General features: G+C 41.7%; 21 protein-coding genes and 1 pseudogene. 11 read left to right on the plus strand and 11 right to left on the minus strand.

The window, feature by feature from the left end:
- Window positions 1-454 precede the first annotated feature (454 nt).
- Window positions 455-1,735 carry an aminotransferase class I/II-fold pyridoxal phosphate-dependent enzyme gene (locus WA1_RS45900; protein WP_017744271.1) on the plus strand — a complete coding sequence of 427 codons (1,281 nt, stop codon included), beginning with the start codon at window positions 455-457 and terminating at the stop codon, window positions 1,733-1,735.
- Window positions 1,736-1,966: 231 nt separating this feature from the next.
- Window positions 1,967-2,224, plus strand: coding sequence for a hypothetical protein (locus WA1_RS45905; protein ID WP_017744272.1), 258 nt, complete (start codon window positions 1,967-1,969; stop codon window positions 2,222-2,224).
- A gap of 425 nt (window positions 2,225-2,649) precedes the next feature.
- Here the strand turns inward: WA1_RS45905 and WA1_RS56235 are convergent, their stop codons facing one another.
- The 3 genes from WA1_RS56235 to WA1_RS45915 all read right to left on the minus strand — a co-directional run bounded on the left by WA1_RS56235 (window position 2,650) and on the right by WA1_RS45915 (window position 5,411).
- Window positions 2,650-2,901, minus strand: coding sequence for a hypothetical protein (locus WA1_RS56235; RefSeq protein WP_272819369.1), 252 nt, complete (start codon window positions 2,899-2,901; stop codon window positions 2,650-2,652).
- 106 nt (window positions 2,902-3,007) lie between these two features.
- On the minus strand, window positions 3,008-3,229 hold the full coding sequence (locus WA1_RS45910) for a hypothetical protein (RefSeq protein ID WP_017744273.1): 222 nt from the start codon (window positions 3,227-3,229) through the stop codon (window positions 3,008-3,010).
- A gap of 637 nt (window positions 3,230-3,866) precedes the next feature.
- Window positions 3,867-5,411, minus strand: a complete 1,545-nt coding sequence (locus WA1_RS45915) for a mercuric reductase (RefSeq protein ID WP_017744274.1) — start codon at window positions 5,409-5,411, stop codon at window positions 3,867-3,869.
- Between the two features lie 167 nt (window positions 5,412-5,578).
- On the opposite strand from WA1_RS45915, the gene ttcA reads away from it, so the two are divergent.
- The 5 genes from ttcA to mtnC all read left to right on the plus strand — a co-directional run bounded on the left by ttcA (window position 5,579) and on the right by mtnC (window position 8,338).
- Window positions 5,579-6,388, plus strand: a complete 810-nt coding sequence (ttcA, locus tag WA1_RS45920) for a tRNA 2-thiocytidine(32) synthetase TtcA (RefSeq protein ID WP_017744275.1) — start codon at window positions 5,579-5,581, stop codon at window positions 6,386-6,388.
- 18 nt (window positions 6,389-6,406) lie between these two features.
- Window positions 6,407-6,601, plus strand: a complete 195-nt coding sequence (locus WA1_RS45925; protein ID WP_017744276.1) for a hypothetical protein — start codon at window positions 6,407-6,409, stop codon at window positions 6,599-6,601.
- 31 nt (window positions 6,602-6,632) lie between these two features.
- Window positions 6,633-6,977, plus strand: coding sequence for a type II toxin-antitoxin system VapC family toxin (locus WA1_RS45930; RefSeq protein ID WP_017744277.1), 345 nt, complete (start codon window positions 6,633-6,635; stop codon window positions 6,975-6,977).
- Between the two features lie 44 nt (window positions 6,978-7,021).
- Window positions 7,022-7,540: a pentapeptide repeat-containing protein gene (locus WA1_RS45935; protein ID WP_017744278.1), complete on the plus strand. Its 519-nt coding sequence runs from the start codon at window positions 7,022-7,024 to the stop codon at window positions 7,538-7,540.
- Window positions 7,541-7,633: 93 nt separating this feature from the next.
- The gene (mtnC, locus tag WA1_RS45940; protein ID WP_017744279.1) at window positions 7,634-8,338 is read left to right on the plus strand and encodes an acireductone synthase; all 705 of its coding nucleotides are present in this window, start codon (window positions 7,634-7,636) and stop codon (window positions 8,336-8,338) included.
- On the opposite strand, the gene WA1_RS54205 is transcribed toward mtnC, so the two are convergent.
- From WA1_RS54205 to WA1_RS45955, 3 genes are all read right to left on the minus strand, one after another.
- Window positions 8,313-8,939 (minus strand): hypothetical protein, encoded by a 627-nt coding sequence (locus tag WA1_RS54205; protein WP_081403074.1) that lies wholly within the window; start codon window positions 8,937-8,939, stop codon window positions 8,313-8,315. The genes mtnC and WA1_RS54205 overlap by 26 nt on opposite strands.
- Before the next feature lie 42 nt (window positions 8,940-8,981).
- Window positions 8,982-9,311, minus strand: a complete 330-nt coding sequence (locus WA1_RS45950; RefSeq protein WP_148662901.1) for a cell wall anchor protein — start codon at window positions 9,309-9,311, stop codon at window positions 8,982-8,984.
- Window positions 9,312-9,388: 77 nt separating this feature from the next.
- Window positions 9,389-10,003, minus strand: coding sequence for a Uma2 family endonuclease (locus WA1_RS45955; RefSeq protein ID WP_017744281.1), 615 nt, complete (start codon window positions 10,001-10,003; stop codon window positions 9,389-9,391).
- 176 nt (window positions 10,004-10,179) lie between these two features.
- Here WA1_RS45955 and WA1_RS45960 point away from each other — a divergent pair, with 176 nt between their 5' ends.
- The 4 genes from WA1_RS45960 (at window position 10,180) to WA1_RS57800 (ending at window position 13,124) form a co-directional block, all read left to right on the plus strand.
- Window positions 10,180-11,415, plus strand: coding sequence for an LL-diaminopimelate aminotransferase (locus tag WA1_RS45960; protein WP_017744282.1), 1,236 nt, complete (start codon window positions 10,180-10,182; stop codon window positions 11,413-11,415).
- 255 nt (window positions 11,416-11,670) lie between these two features.
- Window positions 11,671-12,057 carry an AAA family ATPase gene (locus tag WA1_RS45965; RefSeq protein WP_017744283.1) on the plus strand — a complete coding sequence of 129 codons (387 nt, stop codon included), beginning with the start codon at window positions 11,671-11,673 and terminating at the stop codon, window positions 12,055-12,057.
- A gap of 129 nt (window positions 12,058-12,186) precedes the next feature.
- A complete protein-coding gene (locus tag WA1_RS45970; protein WP_017744284.1) occupies window positions 12,187-12,810 on the plus strand; it encodes a hypothetical protein in 624 nt (207 codons plus the stop codon).
- Between the two features lie 137 nt (window positions 12,811-12,947).
- Entirely contained in the window at window positions 12,948-13,124 is a 177-nt protein-coding gene (locus WA1_RS57800) for a hypothetical protein (RefSeq protein WP_158516606.1), read from the plus strand.
- Window positions 13,125-13,327: 203 nt separating this feature from the next.
- Here the strand turns inward: WA1_RS57800 and WA1_RS45975 are convergent.
- From WA1_RS45975 to WA1_RS45995, 5 genes and pseudogenes are all read right to left on the minus strand, one after another.
- A pseudogene (locus WA1_RS45975) lies at window positions 13,328-13,759 on the minus strand (IS1634 family transposase); the annotation flags it as partial.
- A gap of 478 nt (window positions 13,760-14,237) precedes the next feature.
- On the minus strand, window positions 14,238-16,055 hold the full coding sequence (locus WA1_RS45980; RefSeq protein ID WP_066613294.1) for an aspartate kinase: 1,818 nt from the start codon (window positions 16,053-16,055) through the stop codon (window positions 14,238-14,240).
- Between the two features lie 452 nt (window positions 16,056-16,507).
- Complete coding sequence (locus WA1_RS45985) at window positions 16,508-17,305, minus strand: GUN4 domain-containing protein (protein ID WP_017744285.1); 798 nt, start codon at window positions 17,303-17,305, stop codon at window positions 16,508-16,510.
- 214 nt (window positions 17,306-17,519) lie between these two features.
- Window positions 17,520-18,203: an effector-associated domain EAD1-containing protein gene (locus tag WA1_RS59045; protein WP_201789173.1), complete on the minus strand. Its 684-nt coding sequence runs from the start codon at window positions 18,201-18,203 to the stop codon at window positions 17,520-17,522.
- A gap of 82 nt (window positions 18,204-18,285) precedes the next feature.
- Window positions 18,286-19,587 (minus strand): 5'-methylthioadenosine/S-adenosylhomocysteine nucleosidase family protein, encoded by a 1,302-nt coding sequence (locus WA1_RS45995; RefSeq protein WP_066613295.1) that lies wholly within the window; start codon window positions 19,585-19,587, stop codon window positions 18,286-18,288.
- Window positions 19,588-19,743: the final 156 nt, after the last annotated feature.

Here is a 19,743-nt window from a genome sequence, read left to right on the forward strand (position 1 = left end):
GAAATTTAAACAGAATATTGAGGTGAATAAGTTCACAGAATAAAAATATACCGTACTGCTAAATTAGACGGTTACTGAGACGAATAGGTTCACACAGAGGAATTACACAGTTATGTATTCTAGCAGCAATAAACAACACAAGCACAAAAATATGGGAACCAACTACGCTATTCTGGTGGTCATTGAACAGCAGGTAAACACTATACCTAAGTCATGTCTATAACTTAAGTCATGTCCATAGAGGAAAATAGCTGATAATCCAGTAATATCAAAAATTCATGTAAAAATGTATTAAATCACAACCCAAGGCACACTTAACCCCAAAATTTGGGGGGGCGATAACGCCAACAAATCAGGAATACGGTAGAAGACAGCGATCGTTGCCTCTTTCTTTTCATAGATAAAAGGCACCTGTCTTGCGAGACAAACGATGTTTGGTGAGAGGAGTAGAAGAGTGCAAATTGTCAAAGAGTATGTCCAGCGTTGGTACGAGAGTGGACTCGAACCAGACGAGTTTATTTGTCATCAAAAGCAGGGGAATTTGGTAGAGATTACAGAAGTGGCAACTGGTGAACATCGGACTGTTCTCAGCTTCTGTAGTAACGACATCTTAGGGCTAGTTCAAGAAGAAGCAGTCAAGCAAGCGGCTATTGATTCTATTCTTAAGTACGGTACATCTAACAGTTCTTGCTCAGTTTTAAGCGGTCGTATCGATTTACATCAACAGCTAGAGGACGAAATTTCAGCTTTTAAACATTTGCCTCATACGCAACTGTTTTTAAATGCTTGGATGGCAATGCAAGCTTTTATGGATGCCTTCTGTCACTTGGCAATCCCAGTACCGGGATTCCAGAATACCAGAGAGACTGTTATTTTTACAGACGTCCTCAATCATGGCTGTATTGTCTCAGCAATCGTCAATGCTGGAACTCGTTCAGGTAAGGTGTTTGGTCACAGCCCACGCGTCCGAGTCAAAGCTTATCGCCACTGTGATGTAGAAGACTTGGCTCGTAAAATGTATCGCCACGTCCGCCCCAACGATCGCATTGTAGTGGTTTCTGATGCGGTCTTTTCCATGGATGGCGATATTGCTCCCCTGCCAGAAATGATCGAAGTCATGCGTAAGTATGAAGGTAGCGTCCTCCTGATGGATGAAGCCCATGCAAGTGGTGCTCTTGGTTCTACAGGAAGAGGAATATACGAACACTTTGGTATTTTACCGTCTTACGCAATTGAGCGTGGAGTTATACCTTTAATTATGACAACGTTCTCGAAATTTGCTGCCTCAGCAGGCGCTGCAATCAGCACTCATATTTCAGAGTTAAAACCACTGTTAAATGTCTCCCCAACCTCTATTGGGACAATTTCTTTATCGCCACCACTCGCAGCAGCGGCTTTAGAGAGTATCCGCCAAGTACGGCAATTTCCAGAACGAGTGAAAAAACTTCAGGAGAATACTCGCTACTTGCGATCGCGCTTGCTCGAGCAAGGCTTTATGGCAATTGGCGAAACTAATGTTGTTCCAGTTGTTTTACCACCAGATATCGATCCCAAGATTTTTGGTAGACAAATTATGACAAACCATGGTGTTTGGGTGTCTCCCATTTGGTTTGTTGCTAAACCCCGGATTCGCATTACTGTGAATGCCCTCCATACCCAAGAAGATATGGATCTTTTAGTATCAAGCATGGTAGCCACTCGCAACCTATTGTATAAACCAACAATTAGTGCTTAGAAGATGTTTTAAAAAACGTGGGCGAGTAAAATTCGCAACTACACAAACGCTCATCCGCCGACGCGGACTAACAGAAAGTTAGGAATTTTGAACCCGCGCAGGCGGGTTTTGCCTGTATGGCAGCGAATTCCATTCGCTAGAAAGAGACATAGTCCACCGTTTGAAGGATGAGTCTCTAGCAAGTAATTGATAACCTAAACAAGAGGCAATAAGTAACAAACAACTAAGAGTATGGCATCCCCTACACCATTAAAAGGCACTGAACTAGTCGATTGTGCAAGAGCGAATGCCAAGCAGGGAATTGAAACTGCTGCTTACCAGTGTGGCTATGGAGATGACCTTAACCGATTCGCACAAGAATTACAAAAAGCGTGTGAGGATATGAATTTGCAAGTTAAGGAACTCTCAGATTTAATCACAGACCAAGATCTGGTCTTAAATATAGGTACTGGGGAAACTGTCGCCCCAAATACGCCCTCAGAACTATAAAAGTGGTAAGTGGTTAGTAGGGGCGTAAAGCCTTGCGCCCCTACTAACCACTAATTAGTAATTAGATATACTGAGCGATGTGAGCTTTGGAGCGGGTTATTCCAGTGAATATATTAGACAAGATATCAAATGACTTGATATTGGTATAAATTACAGCTTCTAAATGAGTAAAAATACGCTTGCGCCGATTTTGACAGTCAGGAGTGTGGAATATTGGTTAAAACTTTGCGCCCAAAGCATTGTCATCGCCTCGCTACTATCTTCTTCCTTCGGATAATGAATCTTTAAGAATCACTACTAAATAATTGGCTTTCCTAGCGCTCTTTCATCACTCTGGCTAGAGTATAATAATCAAAAAATTACTTGATTCTAGAGTTTATCCATGATAGTGCCCAGAAAACCAGTCACGACTGTCCGCTTCGTGCTTAAGGTAGGATTTTTTCACGGGTGAGAGACATTCCTTTGAAACTGAGCGACCACCAAACCAGATGGGTGAATTGAGCGCACTCAAACCACGTGAAGGTGAACGCGAGGTAGGCGATCGCCACTGCCTCTATGCCACGATAGGGTGACTGGATGACCTGCCACATACAAAATGCTAACAAGGCAAAGTATGGCAGCATCCCCAGTAAACCTACAGATAGAGTTGTGTCTAAAATCAGATTGTGTGCTTTCACTGTAGGTAGCTGTGGAACAGTTTTTTAGCAGCATTTTTATATCCTCTGTACAATAATACCTTGCAAGAAAATAGTCTTTCTGTATCCAGAATGATTCAAAGTCAGTTTAGGGTTGGAAGAGGCGAAACTCAATTGGAGGTGTAGAAACATCACCTACCCAGACATCTTCCATTTTGATAATGTCACCTCTCGAGTTATTGTAAATTGCCTCCTTCCAAACTGGCTTAAAATCAATAGGAACATTCTGAGTAGTTCTTTCTTCCCATGCAGAGTAATGCAATGTGCGACTGCGAGAGAAGTCAAAGAATGTTTTTCGCTTAATAATCAATTCTTTGCTATTTTTTATTTTTGGTAAATCCCAAAATTTACTGAATTGATAAAACCAGTATCTCTCGAATTATTGATGAATATTTATTGAAACTTCATAAAGTCAATTTAAAGGAGATGATCGTCAAAGAAGTTGAATAAAAAAACATAAAGACACAGAGAGCACCTCGTAGTGTACCGACGCGGCTACCTCTGCTATTAGATTGTCGTCAATTTTGATATCAACCCATCTAAATGTGGAGTACTTTTGAGGTATGTCACGAGTAGGGAATTTGACTTCACGATACGCGCTCGCTAAGAAGAAGCGGGTGCTGAAGTACTATAGCTGCGTTTGGGGCTTAATAACTCCAGGCTTAAACGATATAGAGCATAGTTACCATCAACTAATATAGAGCGGTTATGGTCGAATTGAGTCCCACAACATAGCACAATCGCTTGCATCACAATTAAATTGCGTTCTAGCAATTGTAATTTTTTTTACTATACTCAACTCGATTTCATTATATACAGATTTTTGTCAAGCTCATTCTTGGCAAATTTTAGATGCGTTTGCCCTAGGGGAGTTTCTGAGTGAGGGAGCAGAGGTGATAACTAATACTCAATCCCCTTTTGCCTAATGCCCAATCTCCTAACCCCTATCAAGAAAACTGTTTCACCCAAGCTAACAATCGTTTAATGTTTGGTGTCAAAGTCTTAGAAAGATAGTACGTATCTGCTGCTTTTTTAATAGCTTCAGATTGTGTTGGATACGGATAAATAACTTGATTTAACTGGCTTAAAGTTATCTTGTTAACAATAGCTATGGTGAGTTGAGAAATCATTTCGCCTGCATGACGAGCAACAATTGTCGCACCGAGAATGCGATCGCTCTTTTTGGGATGAAGAATTTTGATAAATCCTTCTTCTTCACCATCAGTCACGGCTCGATCAACATCAGTAAAAGGAATTTTAATCGTCGCAACATCAATCCCCATTTCTTGCGCTTCACGTTCGTACATTCCCACATGGGCAATTTCGGGATCGGTGTAAGTGACCCAGGGCATAACGAGGTTGCTGAGTTTTTGACGCCCCAATCCAAAAGGAGAAAAGAGTGCATTTCTGATGACTATTCGTGCGGCGGCATCAGCCGCGTGAGTAAATTTCCAGTTCATGCATATATCACCAGCTGCATAAATTTTGGGATTTGTGGTTTGAAGATAATCATTGACCTTCACACCTTGTTTGGGATCGTATTCCACACCAATGGCATCTAAATTCAACCCTTCCACATTTGGGACGCGTCCCGTACCTACTAAAATATCATCAACTGAGAGAACATCTGTCTTGCCATTGTGGCTGAAGTAAAGCGTTTTGCCTTCTTTGGTTTTTTCGAATTGTTGTATTTTTCCCCCCAAGACCAAGCGAATTCCTTCTCTAGCAAAAACCTTTTGGATAATCTCAGCAGCATCAGTATCTTCTTTATTAAGGATATGAGTTCCTTGATGAAAGAGTGTGACTTCACAATCAAAACGTCGAAAAGTTTGTGCTAATTCACAGCCAATAGGACCAGCACCAATGACTGCTATACTTTGGGGTTTTTGGATCAGAGAAAAAACAGTTTCATTAGTTAGATATCCTGCTTCTTCAATTCCTGAAATTGAGGGTTGTGCAGCTCTTGCTCCTGTAGCAATGACTGCTTTTCTAAAGCGGAGAGTTTTGTCTCCAACCTCTACAGTATCATCGCTAGCAAACCGCGCACTACCCAAAAAGACATCCACGCCCATTTTTTGGAACCGTTCAGCTGAGTCATGAGGGCTAATTTTTGCCCTTACGCGTCGCATCCTTTCCATAACAGAGGAAAAGTCTACGTCAACATATTTGGGCGCATTAATGCCAAATTTTTTTGCATTCCACATTTCTCCTACCACACGGGATGACCGGATGATAGATTTGGATGGTACGCAGCCAAAATTTAAACAGTCCCCTCCCATGAGGTGTTTTTCAATTAAGGCAACTTTTAAACCTATATTTAAAAGTGCTGCACCTCCGGCTACGACTAATCCTGCTGTACCGGCACCAATGACTACTAAGTCGTAACGCTCGGCAGGCTGAGGATTTACCCAAGCAGGTGGATGCACGTAGGATACCAATGTCTGGTTATACTCGTCCATTGGGCGAAGTGAGACTCTCTGGAATTCTGACATTGGCGATCGCTCCTTGATTCAAAAATGCAAAGTTAACTACTTGAGTTTTGCTTTTGCAGGGGCAAAAATAAGAATCCTTCCTTAAGGAATACCAATTTTTTGCCAGTAAGAAAATGGTTCATGCTACCTGATTAAAATAAATAAGATCGTTCTTTGGAGAATAACCTATGGAAGCAACGGAGGTTCATAGCTCAAAAAGCTTTAGAAAACTGGAAGCACATTTACGTACTTTAGTAGGAAAAGCCATTCGTGACTACAACATGATTGAGGATGGCGATCGCATTCTGGTGTGCGTATCTGGTGGTAAAGATTCATACACCATGCTAGACCTGCTGCTGACTCTCCAGCGTAAAGCTCCAGTGAAATTTGATATTCTTGCTGTTAACTTAGACCAGAAGCAGCCCGGATTTCCAGAACACCTACTGCCAGAGTATTTAGAATCTCTAGGAGTAGCTTACAGGATAGTAGAAGAAGACACATACAGTATTGTAAAACGTGTTATCCCTGAGGGAAAGAAAATGTGCAGTTTATGTTCTCGCCTGCGACGAGCCATTCTCTACAGAGTCGCAAGTGAAGAAGGCGCGACTAAAGTTGCTTTGGGACACCATCGGGATGATATTTTGGAAACTTTGTTTCTCAATATGTTTTATGCAGGCAAACTCAAAGCCATGCCTCCAAAACTTTTGAGTGATGACGGACAACATATCGTTATCCGACCATTAGCTTACTGCGCTGAGTCCGACATTGAGCAGTACGCGAACTTAAAAAGATTTCCAATTATACCATGCAGTCTTTGTGGTTCCCAGGAAAATTTGCAAAGAGCACAAATAAAACAGATGCTGCAAGCTTGGGAAAAATCATACCCCGGAAGAGTGGAGAGTTTGCTCTGTAGCGTTCAAAATGTTTGCCCATCTCATCTTGCTGATACTCAGTTGTTTGACTTTGCCAGTTTAAGTAATAATGGGTTTATGAAGTAAGAATCGGGAGTGCTGGTTATGCCCTTGGTGACTATTCCTAGGCGTTATGTTGTTTCTGAAAATGAGGAATCGCTTGTACTAGATTTACCAGAATCAATTCTAGTGTCATGGCAACGGGATTATGGCAAGGTTGCTAAGGCTAAAGGGATTCTTCAGCATCAGAAAGAGGCAATGTTAGCTCATCTAGATACGGTGCGAGAGGAATGGGAATAAACTCTATGATACAAATATTTTTATTTACTATTTGACGGGAGATGAAACGGTTTCTGAATATTTCTCAAATGCTTTTCTCAATAATAATTATGTTGAAACATCGCCAATTGTACGAATAGAGCTACTTTGTTTTTCTGGTTTGTCGAATAAAGAGAAAGAGGTTATTGAGGATTTATTAAGTCAGTTTGATTCAATACCAATTTCAAGGAAAGTTGAGAATCGGACAATAGCTCTAAAGCGGAAACACAAAATCAAATTACCAGATGCTGTGATTGCTGCAACATCTCTATGCCAGAAAGCAGCGTTGGTGACTCGCAATGTACGTGATTTTCGCGCTTATTGCAGAATTAAAATTAGAGAATCCTTTTGGGGATAAATGAAAAGTTTTGGGACATGAAATATACGTTCTGGATAGTATTAATGAAGCGTCAGATAAAGGCTTGGTTAAAATTTATTGTCAGCGTACTGTTTTTTCTGTTGCTGACAGGGTGCTGGTTACTCTTAGATATTTCTCCAGCCATGGCACAGGAAAATACCGTTAACTATACACTTGCCGATTTACGATACCAAGACTTTTCCAACAAAAATTTAGAAGGAACGTCCCTTGCAGGAGCAAATATGCAGGAGGCAAAGTTCCGAAGAACAAATCTGAGAGCAACCATTATGAGTAAGGGATCATTACTGAAAGCAGATTTGGAAGAAGCCAATCTCTCAGGAACATTTGCCGATCGCGTCATCTTTAGTGAAGCCAATTTAACGAACGCCATTTTTACTGATGCGATTTTAACAAGCAGTCGCTTCTACGGTGCAAAAATTACAGGAGCCGATTTTTCTGGTGCAATCCTAGACACTTACGAAGCGAAGTTGATGTGCGAACGAGCTGATGGGGTTAATCCCGTGACAGGTGTAGCAACTCGCGATAGTTTGGGGTGTCGGTAATGGCTAATGTTTATTAACTACCACCATGTACGGGCGCGGCGGCCTTGCGCCCCTACCAACCATTAACAACTAACAACTAACAACTAACCATTAATGGAAGTGATTCTTCTCGATATTGAAGGGACAACTACCCCAGTTGATTATGTTTTTGGAGTGTTATTTCCGTTTGCTCGCGATCGCGTGACTGATTTTCTCACAACCCATCAGCAAGATACCGAGGTTCAAACCGATCTGCAATTGTTGAGAAAAGAGTATGAAACGGATCTCGCACAGGGGGTGTCAGTACCTAGTTGGCAAGAAACAGAGGTAACTCTTGCTGTTCCTTACATTCATTATCTGATTTCTATTGACCGTAAATCGACTGGTTTGAAATCGTTACAAGGCAAGATTTGGGAGCAAGGGTATCGAGATGGTAGACTGCGATCACAAATATTCCCAGATGTCAAGCCTGCTTTTCAACGTTGGACAAGTGCTGGCAAACGTTTGTATATTTTCTCATCTGGAAGTGTTCAAGCACAACAACTTCTCTTTCGTTATAGCGAAGAAGGAGACCTCACGGGTTTTATTAGTGGTTACTTTGATACTCAAACTGGTTCCAAGCGTGAAGCCCAGAGCTATGCTAAGATATCATCTGCCATTGGAACGGTGCCAGAAAAAATTCTTTTTATTTCAGATGTCACTGCTGAGTTGAAAGCATCTCAAGCAGCCCGAATGCAAACGCTGTTTTCTATCAGACCGGGAAATCATTCATTAGAACCAGAAGGCTTCCCCTCTATTCAGAGTTTTGAAGAGGTTTAGGTAGGTTGGGTTGAGGAACGAAACCCAACATTGAACCGAATCGTTGGGTTTCGTTCCCAGGAGGTTCTTGCGATCGCAAACCCAACACGGAACCGAATTGTTGAGTTTGGTTCCCAGGAGGTTCTTGCGATCGCAAACCCAACACGGAACCGAATTGTTGAGTTTGGTTCCCAGAAGGTTCTTGCGATCGCAAACCCAACACAGAACCGAATTGTTGAGTTTGGTTCCCAGGAGGTTCTTGCGATCGCAAACCCAACACGGAACCGAATTGTTGAGTTTGGTTCCCAGGAGGTTCTTGCGATCGCAAACCCAACACAGAACCGAATTGTTGAGTTTGGTTCCCAGGAGGTTCTTGCGATCGCAAACCCAACACGGAACCGAATTGTTGAGTTTGGTTCCCAGAAGGTTCTTGCGATCGCAAACCCAACACAGAACCGAATTGTTGAGTTTGGTTCCCAGGAGGTTCTTGCGATCGCAAACCCAACACGGAACCGAATTGTTGAGTTTCGTTCCCAGAAGGTTCTTGCGATCGCAAACCCAACACGGAACCGAGTTGTTGGGTTTGGTTCCCAGGAGGTTCTTGCGATCGCAAACCCAACACGGAACCGAATTGTTGAGTTTCGTTCCCAGAAGGTTCTTGCGATCAGAAACCCAACACGGAACCGAATTGTTGAGTTTCGTTCCCAGAAGGTTCTTGCGATCGCAAACCCAACACGGAACCGAGTTGTTGGGTTTGGTTCCCAGGAGGTTCTTGCGATCGCAAACCCAACACGGAACCGAGTTGTTGGGTTTGGTTCCCAGGAGGTTCTTGCGATCGCAAACCCAACACGGAACCGAGTTGTTGGGTTTGGTTCCCAGGAGGTTCTTGCGATCGCAAACCCAACACGGAACCGAGTTGTTGGGTTTGGTTCCCAGGAGGTTCTTGCGATCGCAAACCCAACACGGAACTGAATCGTTGGGTTTCGTTCCTCAACCCAACCTACGTAATATATTACGCTTGGCGATTTTCTCAATCCAAAATCTTAATTCTAAAATCCAAAATGGTACAACCTACAACGCTGCATCAAAAACCTGTTGTGGGGTGAGGTTCAGTTCGGGAAAGGTGGGGGAAACAATGAGACTACTCCCAGTGAACTTGGTGATTTGGTATTCATCTCCCACAAGCTGACACACTGACACTGTAGGTTGTTTTGGGTTGCCAATAAACCGTTTACCTCCCAAGGCAGCATAATCCGCAATCCAGTATTCGGGAATACCCATTTCTTCGTAGTCTCTTAACTTGTCGTAGTAGTCATCGCGCCAATTTGTACTTACGACTTCAACAATTAAGGGAACTGATGCGCTAGAGCATACAGTTGATTGCTTTTTCCACAAGGGTTCATTGATGAGATTGTCATGGTTGAGCAACAAAATATCTGGGGAATAACTTGTCTCATTATTAGGAGTTTTGACAAGTCCAGTTTTTGGAATGCGGTAGGGTAACTGAAGACGCGCATACTCTAAGGTAAATTTTTGGGCTAAAAATCCAATGACATTTTCATGGTCGCCCGTTGGAGGTGGCATCTCTACAATAACTCCTTTGTGCAATTCATAGCGTCCCCCATCATTGGGGTACCACTCAATAAATTCGTTGTAAGTAACTAGCTTAGGTAGGGCTTGAGTCATAAAATGGTCTGCTCTAAATTTTGCTCTACTTTCTTAAAGTATATGATTTGCAACGCCTAAAACCTTTATCAATGACAAATGACAAATGACAAATGACAAATGACAAATTGTTCTTGTAATCGTGTGTGACAATTAGCAGTAAGCTGTTTATTTATGGCGTTTTTCACGATTTACCTATGGCAACTATTAACGATCACTACCTTAAGCTAAAAGCTGGTTACTTGTTCCCCGAAATTGCACGGCGAGTTAATACCTTTGCAGAAGCCAATCCCGATGCTAAGGTGATTCGCTTGGGTATTGGTGATGTGACGGAACCTTTACCAGAAGCTTGTCGTACAGCTATGATTAAAGCTGTGGAAGAAATGGGCGATCGCTCTACTTTCAAAGGTTACGGACCAGAGCAAGGTTATGCTTGGTTGCGGGAGAAAATTGCTGCTAAGGATTTCCAAGCACGGGGATGCGAAGTTGATGCTAGTGAAATTTTTATCTCTGATGGTTCTAAGTGCGATAACGGCAACATTCTAGATATTTTAGGCAATGACAACGTTATTGCAGTGACTGACCCAGTGTATCCTGTATATGTAGATACTAACGTTATGGCAGGGCATACTGGCCCAGCTAACGATAAGGGTGAGTTTGAGGGCTTGGTTTATTTACCAATTACTGCTGAAAACAATTTCACTGCTGAAATTCCCTCACAAAAAGTCGATTTGATTTATCTTTGTTTTCCTAACAATCCCACAGGAGCAACTGCTACTAGAGAACATCTTCAGGCATGGGTGGACTATGCTAAAGCACATGGATCTATCATTTTCTTTGATGCAGCATATGAAGCCTTCATTACAGATCCAGAACTTCCACACTCCATCTATGAGATTGAAGGAGCAAGAGATTGTGCGATCGAATTTCGTTCCTTTTCCAAGAATGCAGGCTTCACCGGGACACGTTGTGCGCTTACTGTCTTACCCAAAACACTCAAAGGTAAAGCAAGCGATGGTTCTGATGTAGAACTGTGGAAGTTGTGGAATCGCAGACAGTCCACCAAGTTTAATGGAGTCTCTTACATCGTACAACGTGGAGCCGAAGCAGTTTACTCAGAAGAAGGACAGGCGCAAACAAAGCAGTTGGTAAGCTTCTACATGGAGAATGCCAGAATTATTCGCGAGAAACTGACAGCAGGAGGGTTAGCAGTTTACGGTGGTGTGAATGCGCCCTACGTTTGGGTAAAAACGCCCAATGGTTTATCCAGTTGGGACTTCTTCGATAAATTGCTGCACACCTGTAACGTTGTAGGTACACCTGGTTCTGGTTTTGGTGCAGCAGGCGAAGGTTACTTCCGCATTTCCGCTTTCAACAGTCGGGAGAATGTTGAGGAAGCAATGAAGCGCATTACTGAAAAGTTTAAGGTCTAGAGAGGGTTTTTGAGTCACAACCCTTGCTGCACTAGTTAAACTCGATTAGTAGAGTCAAAAGTTTGTGGTGGGCAATACCCACCTGCTTAGGGACTTCCAAACAAAATAATAAACTTTTTCTTGTGGTGCGGTGCTCACAGCCCGCCACTGGCATGGGACGGGCGAGGACGCCCGTACCACAAGATTGGATAATTTATTTCTTGGACATCCCTTAATCGATTACAAAAGAGATACAGTTGCTAGTAGGAGACTTGTATGCACTTACTACAAGTTCAAGTTCCCAATTTCCGTGTCTTAAAAAACGTTGACATTACTTTTGAAAAAGAATTTATTCCTCGTATTTTTCCTCTTGGTAGCCAGAATGGGGGCGGAAAAAGTACACTTTTACAATTAATTTTTCTCCTGTTACATTGTTCTGTTGATTCTGAAAGAAAAAGTTATTTGAGAAATATGCTTCAAGGATTTAGAATTTCTCAAAATTCTGATAGTAGAGTCTTAGCTAATATAGACATATTGCATGATGATAAGAACGTATCCCTCAATTTCTTTTCTTACAAAGATTCTTATATTCAAGACTTATTAAAATTTAAAATAGATGGCTCTAATAATAATTTCACATTTTCTACAGCTACTAAATTATAAGAAAATAGCAAAAAAATATATAATTTAGAGCAAGAAATTAGAGATATAGAGAAAAGTATTAATCGATTAGAAAGTATTAAAAAAATAGAGAATATTGAAGAAAGAGAGCGTATTTTAAAAAGAGAAGTAATGAATTTATTACCAAGACCGAATTTAAAATTATTGAATAGCTCTTTAGGAAATTCAGTAGAAGAACTGCAAGAACAGTCTCAATCAATTTTAGAAGTATCTAAACTCAATTTAGCAGAAGCTTATAAAGTAAAGAAACAGCTTGAAGATATTTTACAAAAAATTATAAGTTATCTAGAATCACAAAATTTAGTATACGTATGTAATTATTCAACAGATAGTAATAAAGGTGAAGATGAGGCATTACTTTGTCAAGTTTCTAATATAGATATAACTGAAGCAAATAATTTTTTCAGGGAATTGTCGCAAAGAATTTTCCTTGCAGCTCTCATGACTCAAGTTTTTCTTTTTATTCCTCAAGAATCTAGAACTGTCTTATTTAGAGAACAGAGAGGGCAAAATGACTATTACCCATTAATTAAATTAGCAAAATCAAAAATGCCTGGTTTTTTTACTTATGACTTTTTAGCAGTGAATTTACTCATTGAATCCTTTAAATCCGCGAGGGATCGAGATTTTATAGCAGCATTAGAAACAGGCGAATATGGAAATAGCTATAAAGAATTATTACAGGATTTGAATTTGATATTAGTTCTGTGTGTAGGACTTTATTGTCTGGGGTAAGGGTTTATTGCCAAGAGTTGAACTTTATTGTTTTTATACAGAAGGGAAGACAGCGATTTAGGGTTAAACTAAACAATGTAATACACGGAGGAGGCTAATGTCAGCTTTATCGAAAACTTTTGTCAGGGAACGCAAGAATGAGGGTTTCAGCCGATGTTTCTAGATCGGGTGAGAGCGATTGCAAGCGATCGCAAAATATGCCACATACAACCCTATTGCTCAAAAAGCGAATTTTGAGGGGATTTCAGCCAATGGTGTACAACCGCTTAAATAAAGGTCTAGTAAGAGTTCTGGAAAACTTTGCGCTCTACTGACTGTTGAAACGGGACATTCAATATCATTGGACTTTAGATAAAAGGAGATGATTCTTGTCAAAAAGCGCTGATTTATCGGGGGAAGACGTAATTAGGTCTTGTGTAACACCGAATTTACCTGATAAAGAGACTCAGGCATCTTCATTAAGGAAAGAATTTGTTTTTGTAGCTCAGACAGAGGCGAGATGAAGATGGTAGAGTCATTCGTGCCACCGTACCCACTTATTGATTTCTGGATTGAACCAAAACTTCCCTAACTCTACTTCAAAGCCCTTTCCCACAGCAGGTTCTTCTTCATCTTGTCGCGGTAAACGAATCTCAAATGTCTCTGGTGGTGGGTCGAGTACCCATTGCTTAAGATATTGCGGATGTTGACCACTCATGGGTACAGGAACGCAATAGATTCCTCCACTACCTGCGATGGTGGCACGGGTTGCAATTGACCCGGCTTTACAATCGGCAATGAAGATCAACTTTTTGTGCCCAATCACTTTGACCATTTTTTGCCATGTTGGTAAATATAACGGGTCATCGGCCCCATTACCTTCAACAGTGGCGCTGACCAACGGCATACCCATCGGGTCGAGAGTTGCCAGTAATTGACGATACTGTAACAAGTCTGGACGAAAATCTTTATCGCTTGCAATCGCTCTCACCCGATCTAGAAACGTCGGCTGAAACCCTCATTCTTGCGTTCCCTGACAAAAGTTTTCGATAAAGCTGACATTAGCCTCCTCCGTGTATTACATTGTCTAGTTTAACCCTAAATCGCTGTCTTCCCTTCAGCCGAATGCCGAGCGCACGCTCATTGGTGATTCTCTACCCACAACTGGCATACGCCTTCGTCAAAGTTTCGTTGTAGTACCAGATCGTGTTGAGTCCGAACAACACAACCTATAAATAAATTCAATGCTTAACCATGTATTACACCGAAGAATTCGACACGGGAGCGACCATGTATTACACCGTTAATCTCTGACCTCTTTTCCAAGTATTACATGGTATCACTACCATCAGATCTAGAATTAAGTTTTTGCCTTACCCAGTCAGGCTTTAATTCCTCTCACCCTTCAAAAATGAGGAACGTACAGCAGTCAGCAGCCCATCGCACAATTATGCTGGCACTTGAATTCTTTCAGTACCCGCAAGCTCAAACGCTGCATGGATAGCTTGCAAAGCTTTTACACCTTCCTCACGTGCTACAACACAGCTAATTTTAATTTCTGAGGTAGTAATCATTTGGATGTTAATTCTATGCTCTGCTAATGCTTCAAACATTTTAGCGGCAACACCTGGTTGACCTACCATACCAGCACCCACAACACTCACCTTGGCAATGTCGCTATCTAAAACGACTTCACCCCAACCATGTTCGGCTGCACTGTGCTGAAGCATTTTTTGTGCTGCTTCTGCATCGGGTCGGGCGACGGTGAAGGCAATATCTCGTGTAGGAATGCCATCGATCGCGTGACAGCGCTGGGACTGAATAATCATGTCTACGCTGACATTATGTTGTGCCAACAGCCCAAAAATCTTTGCTGCTGTTCCCGGACGATCTTGGACTTGGCGAATTGCCAATCGTGCTTGGTTCATATCCAAAGCAACGCCTCTGACTTGAGGCGGGGGAGAGGGGGGGACAGAGAGAGGGGGGGACAGGAGAGGAGTGGAAGAACTGTAGATCTCGAATGTTTGACAAAGTGCTGTTACGGCGCGATCGCAATCTGTGTTAGCAATGACACAGCTTACCTTCACTTCACTGGTAGAAATCATGCGGATATTAACACCTGCTTCCGCAAGAGCCGCAAACATCTGAGCAGCAACACCGGGACGCCCAATCATTCCCGCCCCTGCAATGCTAACTTTGGCGATATCTTGCTGTACCATCACCTCAGCTTCTTCTGGATTAGTGCTGTTGTGACGAAGAACTGGAGCGATCGCAGCCGCTACAGCTTCTGCTCGATTTAATATTGATGTCACCACAGTAAAGGCAATATCGTTTGTATTCCCTTCGTGAATCGACTGAATAATCAAATCCACATCCACATCTTGACGGGAAATTTCGCCAAATAACCGTGCTGCTACACCTGGTTTATCGGGTACGCGCAACAGAGCAACCCTTGCCTGGTTGGTATCAAATTCTACCTTATCTACCGGACGGGCAATTTCTAGATTAATTAATGGTCGTGGCTGCGGTTTGGGTGAAATCACCCAAGTACCGGGATCTTCTGTCCAGCTAGAACGCACTACCAAAGGAACGCCGTAGTTTCGGGCAATTTCTACAGCACGGGGATGTAATACTTTTGCCCCCAAACTGGCTAGTTCCAGCATTTCATCACTGGTAATTTCATCCATCAACCTTGCGTCTGGAACCAAACGGGGGTCAGTGGTTAAAATTCCCGGTACATCGGTATAAATCTCACAAAAATTAGCTTGTAATGCAGCTGCCAACGCCACGGCTGAAGTATCCGAACCACCACGTCCTAAAGTGGTAATTTCCAATTCCTCAGTACTTGTAATACCTTGAAATCCAGCAACTATCACAACTTTACCCTGATTGAGATGGCGCTGAATGCGTTCTGTTTCAATATGTAAAATTCGGGCGCGGGTGTGTTCGCCTTCAGTCACAATTCCCACTTGAGCACCTGTGAGGGAAATAGCAGGCTGTCCGAGTTCCTGAACTGCCATGCTAAGTAAAGCAATGGATACTTGCTCTCCAGTTGAAAGCAGCATATCCATTTCTCGACGGTTAGGGGTTTTTGCCAATTCGTAAGCTAGTTTAACGAGTCCATCGGTGGTTTTTCCCATTGCGGAAACTACAACTACCAGCGAGTTTCCTGCTTTCACAGCTTTACACACACGCTGTGCCACAGATTGGATGCGTTCTACAGAACCAACTGACGTACCACCGTATTTTTGAACAATGAGAGCCATAACCTTAATATAGTATTAAATATGCCTGTGTTATCAGTGTCCGTGCCGACTAAAAAGCCTTGAAGGCAATGTCATTCCCGATCAGGATCTATACAGAACTACGGGCAGATGATAACGTAGGAGCCTAATTTATATTAAATGTAATTATACACCAGGCATATGAGACTTTTTTGATTTTACCCTCGAAAGAATTCCTGTAGGTTGGGTTGAGGAACGAAACCCAACATTTACAGGCATTTGTTGAGTTTCTCCAAGGGTTTTCCCAACCCACAAAAATTCTCAGCCCTTGTAGTATTGGCACCGAAGAGAGTAGCAATTGGAAGAGATGTAACTTAAGCAGTATCTAGAAATGTAGCTAATATGGAACAAGTGAAGTGTCAACCCAAAGGGAAAGGTCTTGTGGTGTGTTAAACATAAAGTTTTTTGTAGTATGTTGTTCCTTAATTTTTTATTTAAAAATAAAAATTGCGTAATTTAGGATTACCAGGATTAGCTCTTTTTGCAGCTTCTAAAAGTTCTATGAGTTGTCCCTGAGCTTCAGCATAGTCAATTAAACTAAACACAACTTCTTCATAATTGTCTCCACCAGATATTTGATTTAATTTCCAATCTAACTCATAACTTATCATTATCTCTAAAGCTTTTTCACTACGGAAAGCATCCATTAAAGCTTCACAAAACTGTTTTCTTTGAGAACCTACTAATTTGACAGATTGAGAGTTTTCACCCGTTGAGCTATGACAATCTGCCAGTTTTTGAGAGAGAACAGAGATAAGAGTAGGGTCATTTATAACGGCGTTACCAAAAGCAACATCGCCCAGATTCAATACAAATGAATTTAACCGCAGACTTGTCATGATTCCTTCTGCAGGAAACAAATACCTTCCTTGCATATGAGGAAGATGTCCCACGGGAGCATTCAAAGTCCAATTGAGCTGATTGTAACCGATCCATTCCCCATTAACTCGCCAACCAACACGTTCGCAAAAGTTATAGTAAACTTTTCTCTCTTCCTGGAAAAGACGTGCTTGAGTTGAAAAACCAAAGCGTCCATAACTGTAATTTCTCCAGAGTTCATCAATCGTATGCAAGTCTTCACAAGATAATTGTAGAAGATCGGCTGATGATAGAAGGTTTTGTATGTCAACAGCTTTTAGCATCACCTTAATGGTTTCTTGATCTGCATCTTTCCACTTACCCGCCGCCAGTAGTTTATCTAACCGAGTATAATCAATCTCTTGTCTAGTCACTTTTAACTCTCCTGAAATAATTTTCTCATGCAATGGAAGAGACCTCAAAACTTTCTACTCTGTTCCAATACTGCTTGGTAATTTATGATTTATTAAATGATAATTTTCCTGAAAAAGATTTGACACTTTTTTTTATTAAAGTCTTATAAAAAACTTCAAGTTTGAATTATATTTGACTCGATTTCCATTGCTTATATTAGTAATATAAGTATTATTAAAAATAAAAATTACGTAACTTAGAGTTCCTAGGATTAGCTCTTTTTGCAGCTTCTAAAAGTTCTATGAGTTGTCCCTGAGCTTCAGCATAGTCTATTAAATTAAACACAATTTCTCTGTAATTGTCTCCACCAGCTATTTGATGCAATTTCCAATCTAACTCATAACTCAGCATCATCTCTAAAGCTTTTTCACTACGGAAAGCATCCATTAAAGTCTCACAAAATTGTTTCTTTTGAGAACCTATTAAATTAACTATTTCTAGGAAATCTGGTAGTTGCGATCCTTGTATTGTTTCTTCTAATGTAGGTCGGTGCTTATCTTGTCTTATCTCATTTGTCTTGGACTGAGGTTCAGATTTCTTAATGAGATAAAGTTCTGCTTTCCTAATGCATTCATTAAGCTCCTCATGCAATGCATTTTCCTCTGGGTAGCGATCGCGCAGTACTTCTAGGAAAATAAGAAGTATAGATTCTCCACTGCGGTGACGGTTCTGAAGCAGATAGTTCAAACACAAATCCACTCGTTCCGTTCTGCTTGTGGCTTCTGGTAGTCCTGAGGAGAAAGGACTAAGCTGTTCGGTGACGAAGATTGTTTGTAGCGATCTGTGAGTATCAAATTCGCTACACTTCTTAAGAACATTTCGACAAAGAGTATAGATATCATTGGGTATACCGATCATAATCTATCTTAAAAATAGGGAGTAGGGAGTAGGGAGTAGGGAGTAGGGAGTAGGAGTTTTGCCACATTATATATCAGTTGCCTCAGGACTTTTTAATAGAATTCAGTACAGTTTTTTGAGACAACACGTGATGTACAAGTGAAGCCGCTACCGCCGCCGCCAAAGGTTGATGTTTTTTGTGTTTTTTGCCATCACCCCAATCGCAGATGGACTTGACTAAAATCCATGCTGTACCTACACGCCCTGATGCAGCACAGAGTCCAGCCCCTTCCATTTCTCCTCCCACTGCTTGGGGAAACTGCTGAAACAAGGCGGCTTTGAACTCTGGATTGTCAACTAACTTTTCTCCTGACAAAATGGGACCAACAATCAGGTTGGAATGTAAACCATCGGGACGAGTGAACTTCCAGTTTTGAACGTTTTCAAAACGATTTAGCAATGTTGTGTGACTTGGTGGAATGCTACTGCGATAAACAATTTCTTCCCCAATGCGCTGTTGTTCGTAGGAGATAATCTGGGAAGCAACCAGCACATCTGCTATCTTTTGCTTGTTTGGGTCTTTTCCAAAAGCAATCCCAACCATAATCACTGCTCTAGGACTCCACAAACGTTGAGCTTGCTCGGTTGCTAGAATAACTGAACCCTCGCCAATCGATCCCATGCGACATTTGGTAACAACAGTATTGTACTCGCCGAATTTTCCTAAATAGTAAGTTTCCGGTCCAACGTATGCCAATAAAACTTTTTTCCTACGAGGATATGGCTTGAGCAACTTCGCCACTGCTTTCAGTTCTACATCTGTGGCAGTCATAATAACAACATCAATTTCTTGTTTGAGCGACTGACATTGATTTTCATCAATTTCTTGGGTTTCTGGAAGATTGGGTGCATACCAAGGTTGGTCTTCGATCGCATATTCAATTTCTTCTTCAGGGGAAATAGATGGATTGATTATTTCTTGGCGAGGGAGCAAACTCCTTTTGTCCTCTTTCCAGATTTGCTTTGCTTCCTCCATACACTGAGTGAGTTCTTCACGTAATGCGTTTCCTTCAAGGTAGCGATCGCGTAATACTTCTAGAAAAATGGGAAATACAGGTTCTCCACTACTGTGGCGTTTCTGGAGCAAATAGTTCAAACACAAATCGACGCGCTCCGTAATGTTTGTGGCTTCCGGTAGCCCCAATGAGAAGGGATTTAGCTTTTCGGTTATGAAGATTGCACGCAGCTTGGCATTGGTATCGAATTCTTCGCACTGCAAAAGAACATTTCGACAACGAGTGTAAAAGTGATTGGGTATACCTATTATCATAATATGCTTTTTGGCAAGAGGCATTTTGGGGAGGTTTTTTAAGGCTAATATCATGTCCGGTAAATCACTTATCATAAAAAGACCCTTCCCCAACCCTCCCCTTGGCAAGGGGAGGGTGCCGTCAGGCGGGTGGGGTAGAATCGGTATCATAAGTAATTAGTCGGACATGATATAAGGCATCGAAAATTAACTTGGCGATCGCCTATCCATGTTTTCATGCCAATGGTCAGC

The sequence above is a fragment of the Scytonema hofmannii PCC 7110 genome (assembly GCF_000346485.2).
In the GTDB taxonomy this organism is placed as follows: Bacteria; Cyanobacteriota; Cyanobacteriia; order Cyanobacteriales; family Nostocaceae; genus Scytonema; species Scytonema hofmannii.

Coding starts and splice junctions, on each gene's coding strand:
- WA1_RS45905 (WP_017744272.1), top strand. CDS start 1,967: ATGGCATCCCCTACACCATTAAAAGGCACTGAACTAGTCGATTGTGCA.
- WA1_RS45915 (WP_017744274.1), bottom strand. CDS start 5,411: ATGTCAGAATTCCAGAGAGTCTCACTTCGCCCAATGGACGAGTATAAC.
- ttcA (WP_017744275.1), top strand. CDS start 5,579: ATGGAAGCAACGGAGGTTCATAGCTCAAAAAGCTTTAGAAAACTGGAA.
- WA1_RS45925 (WP_017744276.1), top strand. CDS start 6,407: ATGCCCTTGGTGACTATTCCTAGGCGTTATGTTGTTTCTGAAAATGAG.
- WA1_RS45935 (WP_017744278.1), top strand. CDS start 7,022: ATGAAGCGTCAGATAAAGGCTTGGTTAAAATTTATTGTCAGCGTACTG.
- mtnC (WP_017744279.1), top strand. CDS start 7,634: ATGGAAGTGATTCTTCTCGATATTGAAGGGACAACTACCCCAGTTGAT.
- WA1_RS45955 (WP_017744281.1), bottom strand. CDS start 10,003: ATGACTCAAGCCCTACCTAAGCTAGTTACTTACAACGAATTTATTGAG.
- WA1_RS45960 (WP_017744282.1), top strand. CDS start 10,180: ATGGCAACTATTAACGATCACTACCTTAAGCTAAAAGCTGGTTACTTG.
- WA1_RS45965 (WP_017744283.1), top strand. CDS start 11,671: ATGCACTTACTACAAGTTCAAGTTCCCAATTTCCGTGTCTTAAAAAAC.
- WA1_RS45970 (WP_017744284.1), top strand. CDS start 12,187: ATGAATTTATTACCAAGACCGAATTTAAAATTATTGAATAGCTCTTTA.
- WA1_RS57800 (WP_158516606.1), top strand. CDS start 12,948: ATGAGGGTTTCAGCCGATGTTTCTAGATCGGGTGAGAGCGATTGCAAG.
- WA1_RS45980 (WP_066613294.1), bottom strand. CDS start 16,055: ATGGCTCTCATTGTTCAAAAATACGGTGGTACGTCAGTTGGTTCTGTA.
- WA1_RS59045 (WP_201789173.1), bottom strand. CDS start 18,203: ATGATCGGTATACCCAATGATATCTATACTCTTTGTCGAAATGTTCTT.
- WA1_RS45995 (WP_066613295.1), bottom strand. CDS start 19,587: ATGATAAGTGATTTACCGGACATGATATTAGCCTTAAAAAACCTCCCC.